This is a genomic window from Paenibacillus segetis (assembly GCF_014639155.1).
Classification (GTDB): domain Bacteria; phylum Bacillota; class Bacilli; order Paenibacillales; family Paenibacillaceae; genus Fontibacillus; species Fontibacillus segetis.
The window spans coordinates 20,850-43,833 of sequence record NZ_BMFT01000004.1 but is presented as its reverse complement, the minus strand read 5'-3'; the positions used below and the strand labels follow the sequence as shown (position 1 = coordinate 43,833).

General features: G+C 45.0%; 18 protein-coding genes. 11 read left to right on the top strand and 7 right to left on the bottom strand.

What is annotated here, in order from left to right:
- Nucleotides 1-20: 20 nt before the first annotated feature.
- The 3 genes from IEW05_RS21155 to IEW05_RS21145 form a co-directional block, all read right to left on the bottom strand.
- Nucleotides 21-971 carry an ROK family glucokinase gene (locus tag IEW05_RS21155; protein WP_188541854.1) on the bottom strand — a complete coding sequence of 317 codons (951 nt, stop codon included), beginning with the start codon at nucleotides 969-971 and terminating at the stop codon, nucleotides 21-23.
- Between the two features lie 202 nt (nucleotides 972-1,173).
- On the bottom strand, nucleotides 1,174-2,448 hold the full coding sequence (locus IEW05_RS21150) for a DUF438 domain-containing protein (RefSeq protein WP_188541853.1): 1,275 nt from the start codon (nucleotides 2,446-2,448) through the stop codon (nucleotides 1,174-1,176).
- 207 nt (nucleotides 2,449-2,655) lie between these two features.
- Entirely contained in the window at nucleotides 2,656-2,883 is a 228-nt protein-coding gene (locus IEW05_RS21145; RefSeq protein ID WP_188541852.1) for a DUF1858 domain-containing protein, read from the bottom strand.
- A gap of 175 nt (nucleotides 2,884-3,058) precedes the next feature.
- Here IEW05_RS21145 and IEW05_RS21140 point away from each other — a divergent pair, with 175 nt between their 5' ends.
- The 5 genes from IEW05_RS21140 (at nucleotide 3,059) to IEW05_RS21120 (ending at nucleotide 7,874) form a co-directional block, all read left to right on the top strand.
- Entirely contained in the window at nucleotides 3,059-3,745 is a 687-nt protein-coding gene (locus IEW05_RS21140; protein WP_188541851.1) for a response regulator transcription factor, read from the top strand.
- On the top strand, nucleotides 3,742-5,139 hold the full coding sequence (locus IEW05_RS21135) for a sensor histidine kinase (protein WP_188541850.1): 1,398 nt from the start codon (nucleotides 3,742-3,744) through the stop codon (nucleotides 5,137-5,139). The genes IEW05_RS21140 and IEW05_RS21135 overlap by 4 nt, the downstream gene beginning before the upstream one ends.
- 371 nt (nucleotides 5,140-5,510) lie before the next feature.
- Nucleotides 5,511-6,425 (top strand): ABC transporter ATP-binding protein, encoded by a 915-nt coding sequence (locus IEW05_RS21130; protein WP_188541849.1) that lies wholly within the window; start codon nucleotides 5,511-5,513, stop codon nucleotides 6,423-6,425.
- On the top strand, nucleotides 6,422-7,138 hold the full coding sequence (locus tag IEW05_RS21125) for an ABC transporter permease (RefSeq protein ID WP_188541848.1): 717 nt from the start codon (nucleotides 6,422-6,424) through the stop codon (nucleotides 7,136-7,138). The genes IEW05_RS21130 and IEW05_RS21125 overlap by 4 nt, the downstream gene beginning before the upstream one ends.
- Nucleotide 7,139: 1 nt before the next feature.
- Entirely contained in the window at nucleotides 7,140-7,874 is a 735-nt protein-coding gene (locus IEW05_RS21120) for an ABC transporter permease (protein ID WP_188541847.1), read from the top strand.
- Between the two features lie 50 nt (nucleotides 7,875-7,924).
- On the opposite strand, the gene IEW05_RS21115 is transcribed toward IEW05_RS21120, so the two are convergent.
- Nucleotides 7,925-8,353 carry an Lrp/AsnC family transcriptional regulator gene (locus IEW05_RS21115; RefSeq protein WP_188542087.1) on the bottom strand — a complete coding sequence of 143 codons (429 nt, stop codon included), beginning with the start codon at nucleotides 8,351-8,353 and terminating at the stop codon, nucleotides 7,925-7,927.
- Between the two features lie 130 nt (nucleotides 8,354-8,483).
- On the opposite strand from IEW05_RS21115, the gene IEW05_RS21110 reads away from it, so the two are divergent.
- Nucleotides 8,484-9,233: an MBL fold metallo-hydrolase gene (locus IEW05_RS21110; protein ID WP_188541846.1), complete on the top strand. Its 750-nt coding sequence runs from the start codon at nucleotides 8,484-8,486 to the stop codon at nucleotides 9,231-9,233.
- Between the two features lie 139 nt (nucleotides 9,234-9,372).
- On the opposite strand, the gene IEW05_RS21105 is transcribed toward IEW05_RS21110, so the two are convergent.
- A complete protein-coding gene (locus tag IEW05_RS21105; RefSeq protein ID WP_188541845.1) occupies nucleotides 9,373-9,606 on the bottom strand; it encodes a ferredoxin in 234 nt (77 codons plus the stop codon).
- 233 nt (nucleotides 9,607-9,839) lie between these two features.
- Between IEW05_RS21105 and IEW05_RS21100 the strand changes: the two genes are divergently transcribed.
- Genes IEW05_RS21100 through IEW05_RS21085 form a run of 4 tightly spaced genes read left to right on the top strand, consistent with a single transcriptional unit; the run spans nucleotide 9,840 to nucleotide 13,236 of the window.
- Nucleotides 9,840-10,748: an ABC transporter ATP-binding protein gene (locus IEW05_RS21100; protein ID WP_188541844.1), complete on the top strand. Its 909-nt coding sequence runs from the start codon at nucleotides 9,840-9,842 to the stop codon at nucleotides 10,746-10,748.
- A 2-nt stretch (nucleotides 10,749-10,750) separates the two neighbouring features.
- Nucleotides 10,751-11,488 carry an ABC transporter permease gene (locus IEW05_RS21095; protein ID WP_188541843.1) on the top strand — a complete coding sequence of 246 codons (738 nt, stop codon included), beginning with the start codon at nucleotides 10,751-10,753 and terminating at the stop codon, nucleotides 11,486-11,488.
- 6 nt (nucleotides 11,489-11,494) lie between these two features.
- The gene (locus tag IEW05_RS21090; RefSeq protein WP_188541842.1) at nucleotides 11,495-12,637 is read left to right on the top strand and encodes a sensor histidine kinase; all 1,143 of its coding nucleotides are present in this window, start codon (nucleotides 11,495-11,497) and stop codon (nucleotides 12,635-12,637) included.
- Nucleotides 12,634-13,236 carry a response regulator transcription factor gene (locus IEW05_RS21085; RefSeq protein ID WP_188541841.1) on the top strand — a complete coding sequence of 201 codons (603 nt, stop codon included), beginning with the start codon at nucleotides 12,634-12,636 and terminating at the stop codon, nucleotides 13,234-13,236. The genes IEW05_RS21090 and IEW05_RS21085 overlap by 4 nt, the downstream gene beginning before the upstream one ends.
- Nucleotides 13,237-13,344: 108 nt before the next feature.
- Here IEW05_RS21085 and trxB read toward each other — a convergent pair whose 3' ends face one another.
- Nucleotides 13,345-14,295, bottom strand: coding sequence for a thioredoxin-disulfide reductase (gene trxB / locus IEW05_RS21080; protein ID WP_188541840.1), 951 nt, complete (start codon nucleotides 14,293-14,295; stop codon nucleotides 13,345-13,347).
- 176 nt (nucleotides 14,296-14,471) lie between these two features.
- Nucleotides 14,472-16,202 carry a tetratricopeptide repeat protein gene (locus IEW05_RS21075; protein ID WP_188541839.1) on the bottom strand — a complete coding sequence of 577 codons (1,731 nt, stop codon included), beginning with the start codon at nucleotides 16,200-16,202 and terminating at the stop codon, nucleotides 14,472-14,474.
- Between the two features lie 321 nt (nucleotides 16,203-16,523).
- Between IEW05_RS21075 and IEW05_RS21070 the strand changes: the two genes are divergently transcribed.
- Nucleotides 16,524-22,889, top strand: coding sequence for an S-layer homology domain-containing protein (locus tag IEW05_RS21070; RefSeq protein WP_188541838.1), 6,366 nt, complete (start codon nucleotides 16,524-16,526; stop codon nucleotides 22,887-22,889).
- Nucleotides 22,890-22,984 lie beyond the last annotated feature (95 nt).

The following is a 22,984-nucleotide window of genomic DNA, read 5'->3' as shown; positions in this document are numbered from 1 at the left end:
TAATCCTCTATATATTCTTATTAAGAACGGATGAACAGTCCGGCAGCTCCGACCATTCCAGCATCATTACCTAATGTTGCGGGAACAATCTTCAAACCTTCTTGAATCGGTGCAGGAGTAAGCTTCGCAAATACACTACGAATCTCGTCAAATAGGATGTCACCTGCTTTGGAAACCCCACCGCCGATAATAAAGACTTCTGGATTAAGGACAGCCGCTACTGCTGCAAGCGATTTGCCGATATAGAAGGCTGCACGGTTAACAATGCGAATCGCTGCTTCATCGCCTTCTTTGGCTGCATCAAATACGTCCTTCGCCATGATATTCTCTACGAGCGCTAGTGAAGTACGATCCCCGCGTGCTACTGCGTCTTTAGCCATCCGGATAATTCCAGTTGCAGAGGAGACAGTCTCTAAGCAGCCCATTTGGCCACAGCCGCATTGGATCGCTTCCAGATCTGGAACTACGGAGACATGACCAAGTTCTCCGGCAAAACCAGAGAAGCCTTGATATATTTTGCCATTAATAATAATCCCGCCACCAACGCCTGTTCCCAGCGTATAGCAAACACAGTTATCGATGCCTTTACCTGCACCGCCCCAAGCTTCTCCAAGTGCAGCAACGTTAGCATCATTGTCTATTTTGATCGGCTTGCCTAAACGTTCTTCCAGAATTTCACGAATGTGTAAATCCTTCAAACCTACATTCGGCGCAAAAATAATAATCCCTTCGCGTACGTTAGTAAAGCCAGCAACCCCTGCACCGACACCTGCTACTTGCTCCCAATCAAACGGTGATTGTTCCACAATAAGCCGGACATATTTCTCGATATTGTTAACAACCGTATCGGAACCCTTCTCGGTCTCAGTTGGTCCCTCATAGGTATGAAGAAGCTGTCCTTCTTCATTACAGATGCCGACTTTAATCGCCGTTCCGCCTAGATCAACGCCAATGTAGATTTTTTCAGACATTTCACAAGCCACCTTTTTCTCTAATAAAATTGTTTATCCTACGTACCAACTATAAGCGAACCCACCCTTTCGGTCAAGAGACGGCGGTAATCGTAAACCCAGTAATCATAAGGCTTTTGGGGAATGATCTAGATCACAGGAGGACAAAAAAACGCCACCCCGAAACTCGCTAAGACGAGATTCAAGATGGCTATGATGCTGCTTAGGACATAATCCGCTTCTGCCCTTCTAGTGCACGGATCGGGGCAATATTTTGCGTGAACTCCAAAGTTCCCATATATTGGGCTTCAGCATCCCGAATAGCAAAATAACGAATATAGATAAATTTATCACCCATCGCGATCCAGAAATCCTCACTATCCTTTTTACCCGATTTAAAATCAGCTAGTAGTTCATTCACGATATGCACACTTTGCGGTGGATGACAGTTCTGTACCGTCCGTCCGATCACTGCTTTGGTCCGGGCAAATATCCGTTCTTTACCGTGTGAGAAATAACGTACAACATCATGCTCATCAATGAAGGTTAAGTCAATGGGTAGGTGGTTCATTACCGCTTCCAACTGCTTCATAGATAATATGCCCGTGTCGAACTTGACGAAGCCTTGACGCATCTGCTTCGCGTCACCTTGTTCGTCCGATTCTACCACTTCGCCTGATTCCACGCCTACCATTGGAACCCGCTCTGGAATCCATTTCGACTCGGGAGTTGCGAGGCAAAAGCCAATTAGTTCACTCTCTTCCGCAATCTTGACCCACTCATCTTCAGTCAATTTCCCTAGTGCCATTGGTATCAAAATGTTCTCTTCTTTAAAAATCATTTCATTGACTTCTGAAATAATACGGGCTAAATCAATGCTTAAGGTTTCCTTATCCCCATCATAGTTCATTAATTTGCCTTTAACTTCTTTAATCATCGCGCGAATTCCATCATCAACGCCCCACATCACCTTCGTAGGCCCATAAATGCCGTATTTCTCTAAGTAGGGGAACAATAAGTTCTCCTTACGGCTATAATGCTTATCGATATCTAACAAGAGGTTCAAATCATCCAGTAATTTATAAATCATTTCGGTGCTATCTTCTACGCGGAACTTGTCACTATGCAATTGCAGCTTGAAATTAACTAACCGTTCGATTTCACGATTCTCTAGTTTGAACGTATGCACCGGATGCCCGGGTTGATCCTCCGGCTTCGACGAACGATGAATCTCTTCAATTGATCCTTTGAAAATGGCCGTATGCACGGAGCACAACCGCTGCACTTCAGATACCGGTATTCCTTCTTCTTCCATTAAAGCATGCTCCATCGCGGAGATCTCCTCGACAGTTACGTCACCCACAGCTTCCTGAAAACGCGCCTTCACCTCATCAACACTTTTCCCTGCGTGCAGATCCTTCATGATTTCCTTCAGCATCTCTTGACGACGACCTTGCTCTGGTACCAAATACTCGCGATTATTGATCAATTCGCTCATGATGATTCCTCCTCAAAGTTTGATATTTATAAAAAAGAAATTATCCGCTACGTAAACCGTTTGATCTTTCGATCGCTGTTGCAGCCAGATGATCTGATTTCTTACACCCTACAAGGTAATAATTCGGCTGCAAAGGCGAACGCTAGCGCTTCTCCAGATTCAAATGGCTCATTCCGCTCTTCTTTCACGATAATTCATCGTAACCATCTATTCCTCTATCTCATAACCGTTCGCTCGGAATGTCGATTTAATATGTTCAAGTTTAATTTTCTTAAGCTTAGCTCCCTTGGGAATAGTCATGAAACGTCCGGCACTCTGCAGCATGCCAGGCAAGGCTAATTGCTCAAAACCGAGCTCTACCATCATGTCCATGATTTTGGGATCGGCTGAACATAACTCGTATACGGTTTTACGCAAATCGATGCTATTACTCATATGACTCCACCTACATTCCCTTCAAATTCTATTGATAACCTTTCTCACTTAAAAAGTAGCACATGCCGTAGCACGACCTTGTGATTGCAATCACAAATTGCAGAATGTTTACAGTAAGTAGTTTATTTTTAATAGTAAATTTGCCACAATAGATACATTAGGAGGAATACGCTCAATGAATAATACAACGAATATACATTTGCTATATATAGAAGACGATCCTGAAATCGGTGACTGGGTCTGCCGGAATCTACAAGAGCGAGGTTACGTAGTAACATGGCTCACGAGTGGCGATCGTGCTCTGGAGGAAGCTACCTCCTGCCAATTGGTCATCTTAGATGTCATGCTCCCCGGACTCGATGGATTTACGGTTGGGCAACGTCTTAAGAAACAATCCCCTCTGCTCCCCGTGCTAATGTTATCTGCTCGGAGTTCGATTGATGATAAGTTGCAGGGGCTTCAGTTTGCTGATGACTATTTGACCAAACCTTTTCACCCTGATGAATTGGTCGCACGTATTGAGGTGCTATTAAGAAGAACAGGATCTCCATCACCTGAGCCGCTCAAAATCAAGCATCTGCTCTTTCATGAGAAGGAGAATATAATTGTGAATCAAGATACTGGAGAAGAAATTGTCTTAACCGGTAAACAATTTTATATTTTTAGCTATTTATTACGCCACATGGGGCAAATCATGACGAAAGAGCAAATCTATGAGGCGGTATGGGGAGAGTCTTATCTGGATGGAGACAAAACCTTAATGGTGCATATTCGTCATTTACGGGAAAAAATTGAACGCGATCCGGCCGTTCCCGAGATTATCGAGACGATACGTGGGATCGGTTATAGGGTGAGGTCATGAAACTAAAACCAAGAAAGAAATTGCGCAGCTCGTTACTGACCAGGTTTATCCTGATTATTGCTGCGGCACTCCTATTTATACCTGTCCTTATTCCGTTCAGCCTTCTGGCTTCTTGGGGTATCAACCGTATACTTTATCCCCCTATCCCAATCGTGGAGAATAGAATCTATCAATCCTCGGCAAAGCTTGAAACTATATGGCACAATGAAGCCCTGGCACTCGCTACTTCAACACCGGAAGATATAAACAAACGACTAGAAGAGTTGAAACAAAAATATCCCGACGCTTCTCTCTTCTGGGTCGATTCGGAAGGGACAACTCGCCTTCAATTACCTAAGCAAGCAGCGTTACCTACGAATTGGTCCATTGAAGACACCATTGCTTTCATGAAGCAAAGGGTCAACTCCGATCCATTAACCATTGTTGCCTTTATCGGTGATCATCAAGAAACAAAAAAAGGATTCATGGTATTTGAGTTACCACGTAAGTTTTTGAAACAAACCGTAGCAAGTCAGCCTAGCGATGTTCGTATTTATATAGGTTTATTCTCATTAATGCTGATATCCTTCATTCTCTTATCCTACCTCTTCTTCCGCGATATCCGACGGCGTTTACTAAGGCTCGAAGCAGCCATGACCTATACGGGGGAGAATGGCGTTCCTACCCCTATCCAAGAGGGCAGACCGGACGAGATCGGTCGCTTGGAGACGGCATTTAACCATATGGTTGACGATTTGAATGGTAGCCGAATGCGGGAGCATGAGGAAGAAGAACTTCGTAAAAGCCTCATCAGCAATCTTTCTCATGATTTACGGACTCCGTTAACGGTTCTAGCCAGTCATCTCTATTCCATCTCCAAAGAACCATTATCAGAGCAGGGACAAAAATCACTTTCCCTCATGGAGTCTAAGATCGGGGATCTTGACGGACTCATCGATCACTTGTTGTCCTATAATTTACTCTCCAGTGGTCGATATGCCCTATCTCTAAAGAGACAAGACATACTGCGAATCGTACGTGAGAGTGCGGCTGCTTGGTATCCCGTCTGGGAAAAGTCAGGTATTGAAGCCGATATTGAGCTCCCCGATGACGAACCCCTACATTGGAATGTGGACGAACCGGGACTTCGCCGCGTGCTCGATAACTTATTCCAGAACCTCGTGCGTCACGCTAGCACGGGTGGTTATGTAGGAATTTCCGTAAAGAAATGGCAAGGAAGAACAGCACTGGTCATCTCTGATCACGGCCCAGGTATGGGTTCAAGTTCTCCCGCCAAAGGTGCCGGGCTGGGGCTACCCATTGTTGACTTGTTGCTGCGCGAAATGGGGCTCGTTCGAGATACGGAATCATCAAGTGAGGGGACTTCGATCTATATATATCCGGTTGAGTTCTAGTGATTACTAAACACATTTGGTTATTGTTCTCTTATGTGAGGGAAAAACTCCCGTTAATTTAGTGAGAAATTCTACTTTCCCCCACTTTAGCTGGATTTCCTCCATCTATTTCTATCATATCTCATTCTACCTCTTCCTATCGGCGAGATTAACAGGAGAAATTCCTGTTAAGTCCCCCTTAGCGTTAAACAGGACGGACTTAACTGGAGGAATTCCTGCTAATTCCTGTTGTCTGCACTAAAGCCCTGATTCTCTACAGTCTACAGCTGTAGGAATCAGGGCTTTTTTCATTTTTTTTAAACTAAATTTAAACTTGGCTGACCCTTACTTTTAAACTTAGGACGATATGATGCATATCGAGGTGATAAATTGTGAGTGAAATGATCATTCAAACAAAGAATTTGACTAAAAAATACCGTGGACGCGCCGCTGTAAACGGCTTAAATCTTGAAATCGCTAAAGGTGATATCTATGGGTTCCTCGGACCTAACGGAGCAGGTAAAACGACCACCATCCGCATGCTGCTTGGTCTGATTCAGCCTACAGAAGGAACGATTCGAGTATTCGGCCAGGATCTACGTAAAGACAAATTAGATATTCTACGCCGGATTGGGTCACTGGTGGAGTACCCTTCCTACTATGGCCACTTGAACGCAATTGACAATCTTGAAGCGATTCGCCGAATCTTAGGTGTACCAAAATCGCGTATTGATGAAGTGCTCGATATCGTTTCCTTAAGTAAGGAAGCACATCGTCCGGTCAAAGGATACTCCCTTGGCATGAAACAACGGTTAGGCATTGCGGCCTCTCTGCTGGGTAATCCCGAGCTACTTATACTAGACGAACCGACGAACGGCCTGGACCCGTCGGGTATTCAAGAAATTCGCGAGCTCATTAAGAGTCTACCAGGACAACACGGTATTACAGTGTTAATATCCAGCCACTTGTTAGGAGAAATAGAACAAATGGCTAATACGGTCGGCATTATTTCTCAAGGGGAAATGGTCTTCCAGAATACTATTCAGAACCTGTTGCTCCAGTCTATTCACGATATGGAGCTGGTCGTCACGGAACCTGAGTCAGCCCTATGGTTAGCTCGCGACCTAGGAGCAGTCGGAACGCTGCAAGGAGGAACTCTAACCTTCCCTGGAATGCAAGATCCGCAGGTTGCTCTTCTGGTTAAACGACTGGTAGAAAACGGACATGAAATCTATCGTGTCGAGCAAAAGAAAAAATCACTAGAAAATATATTCATGCAGGTGATCGGGGAGGGAGGAGTCCAATGATGATTCGCTCATTATCAGCGGACTTCCTGAAGATTCGTAAGAAAGGGATTTGGTTCCTAGTCTTTCTAGCTCCCATCGGCATTATCGCTATGCAGGCGCTCAATTTCGGACTCCGCTTCGATTATATGAAGCAACAATATGCCGATGATCTGTGGGGAGGTTTAATCACTAATATTTCATTTTTCGTCCCCATTTCCCTGTATCTCGGCTGTACACTCATCGCTTCATTAGTAGCCAATGTCGAGCATCAAATGAGCTCTTGGAAACAATTACTCGCCCTGCCGATTTCACGAACCGCCGTCTTCAGCGCAAAATTCACGCTATGCGTTATTCTATTATCCGTTTCTTGCATCCTACTGTCGCTTGCAACGATAATACTCGGATTGGCTTTTGGCTTTGGGTTTTCTTTTCCGCTAATCGCCGATACGATCAAACTGGGTTTCTTCCCTTTTTTCGCGGCGCTACCAATGCTAGCTCTTCAGCTCTGGCTCTCGCTGAGCTTCCGAAATCAGGCCTTGCCAGTTTCATTAGGGGTGACTGCTGCACTTGTCTCCCCATTCGCTGGGACTTTGTCAGAATGGTTCCCGCTCAATTGGCCGGCGATGGGATATGCAGGTCCTAATAACGCATGGTTTATTTCTGCTGGGCTTTGTCTTGGATTCATCATTATGTTCATCGGATTGGTTCACTTCAATCGAAAGGATGTGGATTAAAATGAGGACTTTTCTAAGAGTACTATCTGCTGAATCACTGAAAATGTCCAAGTCACATCTTTGGCTCGTGACTATCGCCAGCCCCCTGATCGCCATGTTGATTGGACTTCTTGAGAGAGCCCCCGAAGGGATAGATCCTTGGCCAATTCTGGTCTCTAGTATGTCATTGATCCATGGCATGCTGTTCTTGCCAATTATGGCTGGTTTGTTCTCCGCATTCATTTGCCGATATGAACATACGGGTGGGGGTTGGAAGCAACTCCTCGTTCTCCCCGTCTCGCGTACCGCCGTTTATTTAGCCAAATTCACCGTTGTTATGGCTTTATTAGCGCTATGCCAATTGATCTTTCTGATCTGCATGTTATTCGTTAGCTGGTCCTTAGCGTTTTCATATCCGATACCTTGGAGCATGATCTCCATTAGTGTCATTGGAGGCTGGATCGCCTGTATGCCGCTTGCAGCACTTCAACTTGGGGTTTCACTCGGTTGGGCTAGTTTCGCGGCCCCGTTAGCACTCAATGTTTCGCTAACTATTCCCAATATGCTAATCCTCAACTCAGATAAAATCGGTCCGTTCTATCCCTGGGCGCAACCCCTTCTGGCAATGATCCCTCATGGAGAGATGGATTTTGGCGCCTTCAATCTTCCATTTCAAAGTCTGATCATTACGATACTCGGCAGCTTTGTACTGTTCCTTGCCGCTGGGATCATGTACTTCCGTCGCAAAGAGATATAGACCCTATATAATTGGAAAAGGGGAGAGCATTCCATAATGGATGTTCTCCCCTATTTCACCTGACCTATGGACAAGCTAACCTTATAATTTCCAAACTGCAGCAAACCGTCTAGAAGTTCGTTTAACCGGGCCAGAGTGTCCACTCGGACTGACATCCAGTAGCACCCTTCGCCACTTACACGATGTACTTCTGTCACACTATCTTTGTCGGTAATATAATCCTGAAAAGATTGATGAGCCAAGCCTGACTTCATGAATACCGTCACAAAAGCACGAACCACCAAACCAAGACGCTCAGGATTCCAACGAAGTGTATATCCCTCAATTATACCAAGGTCTTCCAGTTTACGTACACGTGCCCCCACTGCTTGCCCCGTCATGTGAACCATTTGCCCAATCTCTTTATACGAAAGATTTGCATCCTCCAGCAATAGCTGAAGAATAGCCAGATCGGTCTCGTCAATCATAGGATGATTCATCATTTCACCAACATTCCTTTCATAACGCAAGCAAATTGCGGTTTATCTTTTCATCGGATCGTATGAGTCGTTTTACTATTCTTATATAATTGTAGCATATCGTTTGTATATGAATAGGAGTGTGGATCCATTGAAACTTCAACTCGTAAGACATGCTACCCTTTGGCTCAATTACGGAGGATTACAGTTTCTGATTGACCCGATGCTTGGAGAAGCAGGAGCATACCCTCCCATTACTAACTCGGCAAATGACAAACGGAATCCACTGGTTCCACTTCCATTATCCGTGGATCATTGGCTGAATCCGGACGCTGTAATCGTAACTCATCTGCATAACGACCATTGGGATCCCGAAGCAGTCGAGAAATTACCCAAATCAACCCCCATCCTGTGCCAGCTTGGAGATGATTCCGTGTTCCATTCTGCTGGATTTGAACAGGTCATTCCTATCGTCGATCAATTGAATAGACTAGGTGTTATTTTGACTCGAACTGGAGGTCGACATGGGGAGGGCGAGATCGGACAACTCATGGGAAATGTCTCGGGATTTATTCTTCAAGCAGATGGAGAGCCTACGCTGTACATTGCTGGGGATACAATTTGGTGCCCAGAAGTTCGCAGTGCTGTTGATACCTATCATCCTGACATGACGATCGTTAACGCTGGAGGTGCAAGATTCACGGTTGGTGACCCTATTACAATGGATGATCATGATGTAGTATCCTTATGTCGTTACGCACCGGACACAAATGTTATCGCCGTACACATGGATGCCATCAATCACTGCCTTGTCACACGTTCTGATTTGCTTCGTCGTCTTGAACTAGAGAAGCTGACACATCAGGTCTTAATTCCTGAAGACGGACAGTGGATAGAATGAATCAAAAAATCCTTCATCATCTATATGTACTTCAAAAAGAAGCATATAAGTGATGAAGGATTAATAATACCGCTGCTTAAGTGGTCAGTCTGTATGAGAGATTAAGCAGGGGGAGAGGCATTTAGAGATCGATTGAACCTTACGCAAAAGGGACCGCAGCTAGAAATATACATTCACTTGGGCAGCTGTCCATGGCCTCCTCTAGTTCATCAATTAAATCATCAGCAATACTAGTGATCCCACGATTACTATCCCCTTCGTAAATCACTTCAGCCAGCATGTCATAATCTAGATCAAAGATGTCCGGGGCTACAGAAATACAGGAACCGCACGAAGTACAATCCTCTTTTTTCACAACTACATATTTCCCCATTACAAGTCCATCTCCTTAATATAATTTATGAACAGCACCATTATAAAATTGAGATTTACTATAAGTATGTGACTTAATGTATATTTTAGGAAATAACTCAAAAAATTATCGAAATAAAAAAATGACAATTGTCACCTTCATTTCATGACAGTCCTTACTAACTACATACCTTCTATTGATATATTCTTGAAACAGAGCAAGAAACGTTATTTATAACTGGAGGCGAACCTTCTATGGAAGTCGTTGTGGAAATGAAGCAAATCAGCAAATCCTTCAAGGAAAAAAAGGCTGTCGACAATATCAGTTTTAATATTCAAAAAGGTTCTATCGTAGCAATCCTAGGCCCAAACGGCGCAGGAAAAACTACGACCCTATCCATGATGCTAGGCATGCTGGAGCCAACCCAAGGAGACGTAAAGATATTTGGGCGACACCCCAAGGATATCGCAGTACGTGAGAAGATTGGCGCTATGCTACAGCAGGTTAGTGTCATTGACCGCCTAAAGGTACGTGAAGTTCTCGAACTGTTTCGCAGTTATTATCCGCACCCTATGGAAATGGAATATCTGATCAACCTAACCGGCCTAACTCCAAGCGATTTGAATCGATATGCCGAGAAGCTATCTGGTGGACAGAAGCGTTGTTTAAGCTTTGCACTCGCATTAGCAGGTAATCCTGACTTAATATTTTTTGATGAGCCTACGGTAGGCTTAGACACCACAGCACGACGTAGATTCTGGGATAGCATCCGCCAATTATCCAATCAAGGTAAAACCGTTGTATTCACAACTCACTATCTGCAAGAAGCCGACGATGCGGCTGACCGTATCCTTCTCATCAGTCGTGGTACCCTCGTCGCTGACGGAACACCTGAAGAGATCAAAGCTCGAATTGTGAAGCGGTCCCTTTCATTTCTGTCTGATCAGGATAGTCCTGAATTTAGACGGCAGCTACAGGCTCTACCTGATATATCAGAGTGCTACGATAAGGACGGTAGAATTCATGTAACGACTGACGATACGGATTCAGCGCTAGCTGCTATTTTTATTGGAAGATTACCTGTACGTGATGTACGAATTGATCAAGGACGTCTTGATGAAGCTTTTGAGCAATTGACCCAGAATCAAGAGGAGGCCGTTTAACTATGAATAAGACCGTGATGCAATGTAAAGCTGAGCTACTAAGGATATTTCGAAATCCTTATTACGTCTTCTGGTCTCTGCTGATGCCCATATTGTTCTACTTTATTTTCACCCGTATCGTAAACACAGGAAACGGTGACCCCAAACTGTGGCAAGCACACTACCTCATGTCGATGACAACGTTCAGTGTCATGGGTTCATCCATTATGACGCTTGGAATAAGGCTTGTTCAGGAACGTACAGAAGGCTGGGCTACCTTTATGCGGATTACCCCATTGCCGGGACGCATTTATTTTCTAGGTAAAATGTTCGGTCAAACGATGATGCATATTTTCTCGATTATTCTAATATTTCTTGCTGGTTACTTAATGAACGGAGTCTCATTGTCAGCTTATCAATGGATTACCTGTGGTCTATGGATTCTTATCGGCTCCCTTCCCTTCCTCGCCATCGGTACACTCATTGGTGCGATGAAACGGGTGGATACCGCCAGTGGTGTCAGCAACGCAGTCTATATGGTATTGGCAGTAGCGGGAGGTATGTGGATGCCTATTGAGGTATTACCAAAACTCATGCAGCATATTAGCACATGGCTTCCATCCTACAATTACGGAAATGGAGCATGGCAGATCGTCCGTGGGCAATCCCCAGAGTGGAGCAACGTCATTATTTCACTGGGCTACCTTGTTATTTTTATGATATTATCCACGTATATCCGAAAAAAACAGGAAGCGGTGTAATATGAAATGACACGCGAGAAGTTTCGCCTTTTCCCTAGCAAGCTAGGATTCTATCCTTTCATTTGGTTAGTGTATATCGCCCTCCCCATTTTCAATATCCGTAACGAAACCGGGGTTAAGCTCATTCTTGGATACGCACTCATCGCATTATTCGTAGTAAGTTATCGGCAATTGTACTGGGCTACTACTACTTTTTCTATATGGCTGGGCATTCAGATGTCGATTATCGTCATCATGTCCGTGTTCTACAACCCATTTAATCTGTACATGGGATTCTTCACGGCTAATTTTATCGGATATTATACGGACCGACGTAAATTTAATATGGCTATGGTTATATTCGCTGCCGTAGAGCTTGTGCCGCTGATATTAACAAGGGACCAATTGGATGGTACCGGTATTCTGTTCATGCTCCCCTTCTTTATTATCATGATGATATCACCCTTTGGTATTCGCTCAATGAATCGTCGGCAGAATCTAGAGAGAGAATTGGATCAAGCAAATGAACAGATCAAGGAATTAGTCAAACGAGAGGAACGGATGCGGATTGCCCGGGATCTGCATGATACACTAGGCCATACTTTATCTCTGATCACTTTAAAAAGTCAGCTGGTGGAGAAGCTCGCTCTGAAGGATCCACATCGCGCTCAATTTGAAGCAGCGGAAATTCAGCGAACGTCTAGGGCAGCGTTACGCCAAGTCCGTGAGTTAGTATCCGACATGCGCGCGATTACCGTGGCGGAAGAACTAGCAGGAGCTGGGGAAATACTCAAATCGGCGAATATCGCTCTAGAAATAGAAGGAGATGCACATTTAGAGGGTGTATCCGACCTAACCCAGAATATTCTAAGCTTATGTATCAAAGAAGCCATGACTAATATTGTGAAGCATAGCCAGGCCGAGAACTGCGTGATTCGAATCGGAGTCACCGAAGCTAAGGTGAGCGTTAATATTGAGGACGATGGAATTGGATTACATTCCAGGGAATCAGGTGATTCTCTCCATGGCAATGGACTCAAAGGCATGGCTGAACGACTCTCTCTTATTGAAGGCACCTTAAATCTATCACCTGGTACAAAAAAAGGAACCAGGCTCCTTGTCACAGTTCCACTCATCGTGAAAGACCGAAAGGAGGGTGAACCCGCATGATTCGAATCGTCATCGCTGAAGACCAGCGTATGCTACGAGGGGCGCTTGCTTCCCTACTGGATCTGGAAGATGACATTGAAGTCATCGGCCAAGCCGGAGATGGAGCAGAGGCTCTCGCACTAATCGAACGAATTCAACCAGATGTTTGTCTAATGGATATCGAAATGCCCCTAAAGAGCGGGTTAGACGTAGCCGAAATTTTAAAAGAACAATCATCTCCTTGCCGAATTATCATTCTGACGACATTTGCTCGTCCCGGATATTTCGAGCGCGCAGTCAAAACGGGAGTTCATGGTTACCTCCTCAAAGACGAATCCAGCGATAAGCTGGCGGAATCCATCCGTCGTGTCATGGCTGGTCACAGGGAAATATCTCCCGAGCTTATTTTCGGCAGCATCAAAGAGAACAATCCGCTGAGTGATCGAGAGCGGGAAATTCTAAAGCTTGCCGCAGAAGGTCTGACCGCCAACCAAATCGCCAGCTCGATGCACCTTTCTTACGGAACCGTACGCAATTATATTTCTGAGATCATGAATAAGCTGGATGTCAAAAGCCGGATTGAGGCTGTCCGTCTAGCCGAGGAAAAAGGCTGGATGTAGCAGCTTAATTAGTCTTTAATAGACATAAAGGCTGTCCCTTAGGTCATCTACAAAAACCTAGGTGGGACAGCCTTCTTCGTTTTAAACAAACCCTATAACCCGTTAGAGCTACAGATTCTCACTCCAATCATGAACCATACTACCTTCCATGAACTTCTCACAGTCCATCGCAGCCATACATCCTGAACCTGCTGCAGTAATCGCCTGACGATAACGTGTGTCTTGCACATCACCACAAGCGAACACCCCCGATACATTCGTCTCACTCGTCCCTGGTTTGACTACAATATAGCCATGGTCATCTATCTTAATCTGACCACCTAGAAACTTCGTATTAGGAGTATGTCCAATGGCTACAAAGACACCGTCCGCCTCCACCAATTCTTCCTGATTACTTACATTATTACGGACCTTGAGGCCGATAACAGCACCATTATCATCCGTGACTACTTCCAGCGGTGTACGTCCAAGCGCCCACTTCACTTTCTCATTGCTCTTGACGCGGTCTTGCATGATCTTAGAAGCACGGAGTTCTTCACGCCGATGCACCAACGTTACAGTGGACGCAAAGCGCGTTAAGAAGCTTGCTTCTTCCATCGCGGAATCACCACCACCAACTACGATGATCTTCTTCCCCCGGAAGAAAAATCCGTCACAGGTTGCGCACGTACTCACGCCACGTCCAACATTCTCCTGTTCGCCTGGAATATCTAGATATTTTGCCGATGCCCCTGTTGACAGAATAACCGTCTCTGCCTGCAGTTCATCGCCACCATCAACCTTCACTTTGAAAGGTCGTTTAGAGAAATCGACTTCCTCCACCCATCCGCTCCTAAATTCTGCACCAAAGCGTTCGGCTTGTTTACGCATGTTCTCCATGAGTTCCGGACCCATAATCCCCTGCGGAAAACCAGGAAAGTTCTCTACCTCGGTGGTCGTAGTTAACTGTCCCCCAGGCTGTATACCCTCAATAATGATCGGCTTCAAATTAGCCCTTGCTAAATAAATGGCGGCCGTTAACCCGGCTGGACCCGTTCCAATAACAATAGACTTGTACATGACTTTTAACCTCCCGGTTCCTGCTATCGTAAGAGTTAAGGCAACTACCCTTAAAGTATGTGTTCAAAAGATGACCTTTTGAACTACCTCTTATATAACAAGTTTTTCCCAAGGAGGCCGTTCTTTACCCCTAATATGTGAAGTTAGCGAGTGCTATGTTTACCAAATAGTCAAAACTACTGAACCGACGGGAAAACAGATTGTATTTTCTCCTTAATCCCGCACACCTCATCCACTCGACCAACATACCTACGGACAGTAGAAGCCGAAATACCATACCGACTCGCCACCTCATCATATGAGATGGAAAGGTGGTGTATTTTGGCCGTCAAATATTCAAGTGCCGCTGCCCAACCTTCAATATGATTGATCGCGGGAGTATCTGGATATAACCGAGTCAAGAAATCGACCCACAACGTTTCGAGATCATATTGCTGCTGAAGATCGAAATTGTTACTCATATTCGTCAATACCAAATCCACAACAGACTGCCATTCGCTCTTCCATACTGGCAGCTTGGTCGATACCTTACTTGGATCTACCATAGTAGTCGAGCCTTCCGATGTTACTGCGATCTGCTTGGTGACGCCCATATTACGAAGAACAAAGAGTGCCATATCCTTCAAATACTCATCCTCATCCGGCTCGAGCAGAAATGCTTGTAACGCTTCCTCTACTTCCCTATCGGCAATTCGGCCGAAGGCTTGAATTACTTGTAGCTTCGTCTTTTGATCGCCATGGCGAAGTGCCCAGAAGAACGAGGAACGGATCAACGGGTTCTTTCCCAAATCATTTGGAAGCCATTCCTTCGACTCCTCCCATAGACGGAACTGCTCCTCATAGGGAAGGTGGTAGTTATAGCTTATAGGCAATGCCTGCTCTCCAGCATGAATTCCCTCAATTCGGCTCAAATAGAATATAGGAATTACAGAATCAGGATCAAGCTTCTTCACCTGGGTCCATAATGTTGTAGCTTCCTTATAACGACCCAAATTATACGCAGCTACTGCAGCATAATGATAAAGACAAGGATCAAAATTAACTTCCTCATCTTGAAGCAATCTTTTGAAATGGCCGTAGGCTGCTTCATGCTCTCCCAAGATCCCCATCGTAGTTGCTAGTTTAAATACGTGCTCCTGATGGAACGGAACTACCTTGCGGAGACGTCCAGCAAGCTCTAGCAGCAACTCTTCTTGTCCTTCGTATTGATAGAATATCGCTAGATTACATAGCGCATGCAAATTACCAGGTTCCTGTTCCAGCACGCCATGAATCGTATCCTTCGATTTAGCAAACCGTCCAAGATAATAATATCCCAGTGCCAAATTATTACGAGCAGCCAAGAAATCAGGATGCTTCTCCGTAACGCCCTCTAACAATTTAACTGCTTGGATGAACTTACCTTCCTCTAGCAATTCTCTTGCCTGATCATGCTCCACAATGCCTTCTCTTGATTTAATGCTCTTCAGCTTGGTTGGTCGATTCAACTCAAACTGCAGCAAATCCATCATTTCTTCCGCTTCTCCGAGGAATTGCCCATTTGGGTCTTCCTCTAAATACTTCACCAGCGCTTCTTCCGCCTCTTCAAACATATCCATATTCGCATAATTGTTCGCCATATAGAAATAGCACTCCGTCATCGACGGATCGATATCCTTCAGAACAACGGATAGTGCGGCATTTGAAGCCGCATAATCTCCCATTTCCGACAAGATCCCCGCCATATTACAATGATTAACCGGATTTTCAGGTTCATATTCTACTGCTTTGCGAAAATACTTCAATGCCTTGTCATAGTGATAGCGGTCTAATGAAGAGACGGCTCTCTGGAAGAAAAAGCCTGCATCCATAGAGATGGGCACTACATTAGAGCCCGAGCTCTCAGCCGGCTGATTTTTCTCTTTCATACAAGGCACCTCCTTCATATACTCTAAATCCTTAGTCCTATATATCCCTCCAAACAGTATACCATAGTGAAAGCACTCCTCCCATCCTGTAGACAAGTGGTTATTAACGGAACATCCGACAATACTTAACTAAATGCGATCTTATATGACTTAAAACAATATAACGCTATTTATTTCGAGCTTTGGGAGCGTAATTAGTCCAACTCCTGTTAAGTATGTTGCGTATAAATACACCTCTTTCCCATAAAATCACACATCAGATTGTAAGCGCTATTATTCTAAGATGATAGGGAAGTCCAAATAACAAAGGAGGTCTCGAGTATGAAACGATTCAGGCCAATATTCGCGAGCCTGATGTCCCTACTACTCATCTTGTCAGTCATCCCCTCGTATTCAGCTCAAGCAGCATCTGGAGGAACTGGTGCGACAAAGATTCCTTCAGGAACCGTAACCATCATGAACAAATGGAAGGGAAACTATCTGTACGAAGCCTCGAACGCGACGGTCAGGTACGGTATGACGAATCCGCAGGACGAGTCAGCGCATTGGGCTGTTGATACTGCAAATGGATTGTCACGCATTCGAAATGTCAAAACAGGTAATTACATTACAATTTCCAATACCCCTCAGCGTAATAATGCGTTGACGACAACAGCATCCGGTGACTCCATCGATACACAGTGGATCATCGACCTATCCAATCGGGACGGCTTCATGGTGATTCGCAGCGCAACAGCACCGCAAGGGAATCTAGTCATTCATGAAGAGGATCAACTTGGATTCGCCGAAGCTAGCTCGGATATCAACATCACCTTCGAGAGTCCGCAGTGGGCATTTAGTTCAGTTGATGCTCCTTCTCCGGTACGGATTCAAAGCAATATGAAACCTAATGAGTTCATCTATGAAGATGAAGAAACAGGTGATGTGAAACATGGTGAAATAAAAGAAGGTGATTTGTATTCACAATGGTATATTGATAGTGAAGAAGGTAGCAATCAAATTACCATACGTAACGCAGGAACGGGCAATCTCATTAAGCAGAATACTGAAGAGTTGTCCTGGGCAGGAATATCTACCACAAAAAAACCATCTGATATTCCCAACGCAACTCATTGGTTACAACTACCTGCAACAAATAAGCCAGGTTATGTCGTATTCGAAAGTGTTGCTCAACCCGGCAACTATATTCATCCACAAGAACCAAGTGACCAAGTTCTTCGCTCGAATAACTGGGCAGGTGGACCAGATGGAATAAATGCACTGTGGAAAATTGTTCCCACTTCAAAGTTACCGTCCGTTCGGATTGGTGCTTATACAGATAACAATGTAGCCACCGACTTCCTCTATGAAGATAATGGCAGTATAAAGCATGGATCCATCGATACAGACAATAATCCTTACTTCTCTTGGGTCGTGGAAGACTATGATCTAAGTAAACGCATCCGGAATCTAGGCAGTAATAATTATCTCATGATAGATGGGAGCAATTTGCTTGCCCAACCAGTCAGTGCTACGGAAGCAACGTATCAGTGGTCTTTCACAGAGTCCGACAGCTACGATGATTATAAGACCATTCAGAACGTAGGCAACCCTAATCTGTATATTACAATAGGTGGTGGAGATTCCACCACGGTGTCGGCGGATGCCAGTAGTCTAGAGGCACAGTGGGAGTTGGTTGACCCTTCGACACCAACAGATGGATCCGATCATTACATTCGGATTCAGAATGTCTGGCAGCCCTTTTATTTATATGAGAATCAGGACGGGACGCTGAAATACGGAAATATCCGTCAGGATGATCAGCGCGATCAATGGCTTGTAGTGAAATATAATGGTCGCAAACTGTTCAAAAACCGTGAAACCGGCCACTATATGAACATAGCCGATATGCCTGATGGCCATATTCAAGCGACTGAGCTTGCCGATCTATCAAACGTGGATAATACGTATATCTGGAGTGGAAAAAACCTAGGTGCAAGCACATACGTCATAAGCAATTTAACGGATAAAGTGCCAGGGCAACCCTTTACCAAGTTTATGTCCCTGCAAAACCTAACCAAATATGCTGAATACAGCGTAATTAATCCATCTTGGGGCAGCCCACAGTGGAGGTTTATACTTGTAAAAGAAAACAAACCGCAGTTTTATCATTTCAAGCTTAAAGGAACGGATCAATACCTTAATGATGATCACAGCACGGATACTATAAGTACTGCAACTTACGGACCGCTGGATGGTGACTTTTCCACTTGGTTCCTCAAGGAGAACGCTAGCGGGCAACTGATCATGAAGAACCAAGGCAGCGGTAGAACGCTATCGATGGAGAATATCGCAGGTAAAGAAACCGAAGAAGAACCTGCATTAGCTGTTGAAACACGGACTGAAGTGTATGATTCTTGGGCCAGTATCAAATGGCTGCTTGAGAATCGACCTGAAACTGGAGAGGTTAATATCAAGAGTGGGTGGACAAATGCCCATTATCTATATGCTACACATGATGATCAGAACAGACCTGTCTTTAAAGTAAGTAAGGCAAGCGGAGCTGCCGATCGCACAGAATCTATCTTCGTACCAGAAACGGTACAAATCGCACCACAACCTATTCCACAGACACCGGTTCGGATTAAGAGTGTAATGGGCTCATCCTATCTCTATGAGAATAGTAGCGGAGTCGTATTGTATGGTGATCTTGCGGAGAACAATGGATATGCTCATTGGCTCATATCAATAGGGTCCGATGGTAAGCAGTTGATCCAGAATCGAGCCACTGGACACTATTTAACATTAACTGAGGACTATACCTTCTTAGAGAGTAAGGATGCAACTCCAGCTGATAGCGGTGCCTCTTCTTGGTCAGTCCAACGGGCACCAGACGGAGAACGTGTAACTGTTCGTAGTAATTATGCTGGTTATGACGATGAATTCATTAACATTGAAAATAATACTGGTTATGCAGAACGTGGTTTATTACTGGATTCATCAAGTTCAGTACAATGGGAGCTTCAAGCTGCTCCGGCGCAATTCACAACACCAAACATGCAAGAGTATCGGAATTTGAATACGACGACTCCAGTTCAAGATGATACCAATATGGTCGTTATATCTGTTCCAGGTACACAAGGCAAAGTGATAGCAGAAAGTGGCGGAAAGATTGTATTAGCCGATGCAAATCAGAGCAATATTTACTCCAAATGGTTACTACAAGATTTCAACGGACGTTATCTGCTCAAAAATACTTCATCCAATCATTACTTGTCCTTAAATGACAAGCTCGAGCCAATAGTCTCCAGTTCCACGGGGGATTTAAGCTCTCAATGGACGCTGGAAGATAAATTGGGGTATCGTACACTGTCCAATGCCAAAAGAGCGAATGGTTTATTGCTGCATACAGCAGCCGGAATCAGCTTCGCGGAGTCTGCTTCCCTTGAGGAAGCTAAATGGAGCTTCCAACCCGTAGCCTCGGATGTTACCTATCCTGCAAAGGATGCATTTAAGAGTGATACGGTCATCCATTTCGCAGTGAATGCAGAAACTGAAGGTAAGTTTACAGGGCAAATTCGTTATAGAAATGGAGCGAATACAGAGCAAAAGCTGCAGCTTTCTGTAAATGGATACGCTCAACAAGAACTTGTTATTAAAGGCTCATCCGGCTGGAGTACAGCCGAAGTAACGCTGAATCTTCGAGCAGGCATGAACTCGGTTTCGCTAAGCGGAACAAGCGAAGCTATCGCTAAAGTTGAAGTTGACGGCCTAACTGTAAAGAACAGCGTGAATAAGGCTTACCGGGGAGCAACAGTGCCTTATATCAGCTATGAAGCAGAAGACATGAAGACAAACGGAACGCTAATTGGCCCATCCCGTAAATATCGCAGCATCGCTTCTGAGGCTTCTGGCCGCAAGGCTGTAAGCTTGGACAACAGCGGTGACTACGTGGAATTTACGCTGGCTAAACCAGCTAACTCTCTCGTACTTCGGTACTCGATACCGGATAGTAAGGATGGACTAGGTGCTGATGAGACCTTATCCCTCTATATCGATGGAGTCTTTAAGCAATCGCTGAACTTAACATCGAAATATGCATGGGAATACGGAAGCTATCCATGGTCCAACGACCCGCGTCAAGGTAGCGGACATCGCTTCTTTGATGAAATACATGCATTGATCGGTGACGTTCCACAAGGAGCAACGATTCAGTTGAAGAAGGACTCAGGTAATCAGGCAGAATCCTATGTCATCGATTTGGTTGATATGGAGCAAGTCGCACCTGCTAATCAACAACCTGAAGGTTTCGTCTCCGTGACCGATTTCGGAGCAGTAGCTAATGATGGTATGGATGATACCGAAGCATTCAATAAAGCCTTAGAAGCTGCCAATAATCAGGGCACAGGAGTATGGTTCCCGGCAGGAACCTTCGACTTTGGCGATGATTTGCTGGATTTGGACTCGGCAATCATCCGTGGTGCTGGAATGTGGTATACAACACTTAACGGCGCCAAATTCTTTGGTCATGGTGGCCGGATCGAAGTATATGACCTACTGATTGACGGAGGTATTAATGAACGGGACGATGAGGCGTTCACCAATGCTTTCCACGGAGCATTCGGGCCAGAGTCGGTCATTCAACAAGTATGGATCGAGCACACCAAAGCAGGTCTGTGGCTGACTCAACCAATTGGCGAGAAAGCACGTACCAACGGACTATATATGATGGGACTACGTATCCGTAATTTGATGGCTGATGGAATTAACTTTGCCGTTGGGACACATGACAGCATGATGGAGCAAAGTGATATTAGATACCCAGGCGATGATGGAATCGCCATGTGGTCGTTCACAGATCCGAAACTGAACGATGTGAATGGTACGGAAAGAACGCCTAGTGTGAACAACACGGCTCGCTTTAACACGGTATCCATTCCGTGGCTCGCGGATAACATTGTCTTATTTGGCGGCAAAGATAACAAAATACAGGATAATATCGTAAAGGACACGGTAACCAATGGCGCGGGAATTGCGGTCTCGACCCGTTTCAGTGCAGAGCCATTTGAAGGAACGACTATTGTGGAACGCAACACACTAACAAGAACCGGTAGCTATGATACCGGATACGGAGTCAGTCTAGGGGCTTTGTGGTTATTTGCCGGAGAAAGCGATATGACAGGCAAAATCATATTGCGGAACAATGTCGCACAAGATAGCACCTATGCAGGACTTATCGCCCACGGTGACTTTACGATGCAAGATGTTCTCCTGCAAAATATCGTTATTGACGGTACAGGTACGAACGGAATTGACGTGACACCTAAAGTCAAAGGCTCTGCAACAGTAGACAATGTAATTGTTCGTGGAGATCGAATGAAGATGGTGTCCAATCCTGCACCACAATTCCGATTCAATGAAATCAACCTAGGCTTTGCCTCGCTCAAGAACCCACCGATCGTTGATCCGGGCGATCCCAATGAACCAGGTAGTCCAGGTGGAGGTTCAGGAGCGAGTGGTAGCGGTGGTGCGTCCGGTACAGCTCCATCCAGTTCTTCTACAGCCGCTTTTGATGCTGCATTAAAAGCTGGTCTTGAAGCAGGCCAGGCAAGGATTGAGCTTAAGGTTGGTTCTGACGGAAATGTTAACCTGACGGCATCGGCTTTATTAGCTGCAGCAACTGCTCATCCTGATACAATGATTGCGGTTGTCGGTGATGGGGCAGCGTATCTCTTCCCGCTGGCATTAACCGAACAAGTATTGAAGCAAGCTGGAGTTGTTGATTCTAGTAAGGCGGTTATATCTATTCAGGTATCGCCAATTACAGAATCAGAGCAAGCCGGACTGTCGCAACAAGCAAAGAAACAAGGTGTAGAGCTCATTGGCGACGCCAAGAAATTTACTGTAAGCGTGGCTGAAGGCAATAAAACAACTGAAATTACCCATTATGATGGCACAACATACGTTGAACGTCAGATGACTGTAAATGGAAAAGTAGATCCTGCGACTGCCGTAGTATTACTCTATGATCCAACAACAGGCACACTACGCTACGTACCTGCGTTGTTCGTGGTAAATGCTGATGGAACAACGACTGTAACCATCAAAAGTACGGCTAATGGAATCTTTACTGTTGCTAATCACCCGATGACATTCTCCGATATTAACAATCATTGGGCTAAATCGGAAATTGACAGATTAGCCTCCCGGTATATTGTGAAAGGGATATCCTCGGATCGGTTTGCGCCAGGACAATCAGTAAGCCGGGCCGAATTTGCAGCCATGCTTGTTAGAGCACTTGATCTGCAAAGCGGTGGGAACAACGTTACGTACCAAGATGTGAACTCGAATGCCTGGTACAGTGAAGCAATCGCTGCTGCAGCCCATTACGGGTTGGTAAATGGCTATAAGGAAGGATCTTTCCGTCCAAACGCCAACATTAGTAGGGAAGAAATGGCGGTTATGACAGCTCGAGCACTGAAGCTGTTACAAGCAAAAGTGACTCAGGATTCTCCTCTGCTTGTCGCTTTTAATGACGCTGCTCTCGTACATGAGTGGGCTCGTGAAGATGTAGAGTTATTGCTTGCCGCAGGAATCATGAAGGGGCAAAGCGAAGCACGATTTGCTCCCGGAAGCCAGACCACCCGGGCGGAATCAGCTGTCATTTTATCCAGATTGCTCGTATTAGGTAAGCTGCTGAACCCATAGAAGCAGAAGTTTCTTAACTAAAACAGGTTGATCCAGGGCCAGAACCTGAGATCAACCTGTTTTTTGATGATACAGCAAAAATCCCGCCCCAGAAG